The sequence below is a fragment of the Thioalkalivibrio halophilus genome (assembly GCF_001995255.1).
Classification (GTDB): Bacteria; Pseudomonadota; Gammaproteobacteria; order Ectothiorhodospirales; family Ectothiorhodospiraceae; genus Thioalkalivibrio; species Thioalkalivibrio halophilus.
Genome location: NZ_MUZR01000091.1, coordinates 1 through 1751, shown reverse-complemented (window position 1 = coordinate 1751; position 1751 = coordinate 1). Strand labels below are relative to the sequence as shown.

At 64.2% G+C, this 1751-nt stretch carries 1 protein-coding gene and 1 pseudogene; both read left to right on the top strand.

Annotated features, from left to right (window positions below; translation table 11 throughout):
• A pseudogene (locus tag B1A74_RS13890) lies at positions 1-1123 on the top strand (glycosyltransferase family 4 protein); the annotation flags it as partial.
• A 34-nt stretch (positions 1124-1157) separates the two neighbouring features.
• The coding region (locus B1A74_RS13885) for a DUF3800 domain-containing protein (protein ID WP_244269239.1) at positions 1158-1751 on the top strand (594 nt) is incomplete at its 3' end.

Sequence of the window (1751 nt, the reverse complement as noted above, 5' to 3'; positions counted from 1 at the left end):
GTCAACGACTTCGGCTTCTTTGTGTCGCATCGGCTGGCCGTTGGCGTGGGTGCCCGGGATGCAGGGTTTGATGTGTACGTGGCGGCGCCGGGCGAGCCGCCCGCGGAACTCGGTGAGCGGGGCCTGAAGGCCGTGCCGGTACCGATGTCGCGACGCGGTGCCAATCCGTTCGCCGAGGCGCGCTCGCTGTGGGCGTTGTATCGGCTGTTCCGGCGGCTGCGGCCGGACCTGGTGCATCTGGTGACGATCAAGCCGGTGCTGTACGGCGGGATGACGGCACGGCTGGCGCGGGTGCCGGCGGTGGTGTCCGCGATTTCCGGATTGGGGACGCTGTTCACCACGTCCGGCGGGCGTGCCGGCTTGATGAGACGGGTTGCCCAGGCCATGTATCGCGTAGCCCTGGGCCATGGAAACCAGACTGTGATCCTGCAGAATCCGGATGATCGGATGGCCTTGATCGGGGAGGGTGGTCTCAGGGAGGAGAAAAACGGAGATCATCCGCGGCTCGGGAGTGGACCTGGAAGGGTACGCCTGCCACGCCGAACCGCCCGGAACCCCCGTAGTGGTGATGGCGGCTCGTCTACTGCGCGAGAAGGGGATCGAGGAGTTCATCGAGGCCGCCCGGCTGGTGGTTGCGCGGGGAGTCCAGGCCAGGTTCCTGGTCGTGGGCGACCCCGATCCGGGTAATCCGTCGTCGGTCAGCGCGGAGGACGTGGATCGGTGGAAGGCCGAGGGTGTTGCGGAGTTCCTCGGTTTCCGGCGAGACATCGCCCGGATCTTCCGTGAGAGCCATGTGGTGGTTCTTCCGTCCTATCGAGAAGGGCTGCCGAAGGTGCTGATCGAAGCGGCGGCCTGTGGCCGGGCGGTGGTCACCACGGATGTGCCCGGCTGTCGCGATGCCATCGAGGACGGCGAGACTGGGGTGCTGGTGCCGGTGCGCGATGTGCCGGCGCTGGCCGATGCGCTGCAGGCGCTTGTGGAAGACCCGGAAAGGCGGCAGGCCATGGGGCGTGCCGGGCGGGCGCTGGCGGAGCGGGAGTTCGCGATCGAGAAGGTGGTGGATGCCCACCTGGAGATTTACAGGCGTTTGCTGGGTTCAAGGCAGGCAGGAATGGACACTTGATCCAGTTACAGAGGAGGTACGCGGCGTGAGCTTTATGCTGTTCATGGATGAAAGCGGCCAGGACCACAGGCATTCTCCCTATGAGGTGTTGGCCGGCGTGTGTGTGGAGGATCGGGACCTCTGGAACCTGGTCTGTGAAGTACAGGATGCGGAAAGGACTTTCTTCGGCCAGCGGATCTCGCCGGATGAGCTGGAGCTCAAGGGCAAGAAGCTGCTGAAGCGCAAGACGTTCCGCTTGGCCGGGCAGATGGAGGCGATCACGCCGGAGCGAAGGGCTGCATTGGCGCGTGTGTGTCTTGAAAAGGGGTCGAGGCAGCGTCGTGAGGATGCCGGTGCAACCGGTCCCACCAAGGAAGAGCTTACGGCCTTGGCTCAGGCGAAGATCGCCTTCGTGGGGCACTTGCTGGAGATTTGTGCGCGTTACCGCGTGCGTACGTTTGCGAGCATCGTGGATTGCGAGGCTCCGCGACCGGAGGGGCAGCTTCTGCGCAAAGATTACGCTTACCTGTTCGAGCGTTACTACCACTTTCTTGAAGAGCAAGCCGAGAGCACGATGGGTGTGGTGGTATTCGATGAGCTCGAGAAGGTGCAGGCCCATATCCTGCTAGGGTGTCAGGTCACGCCTGAT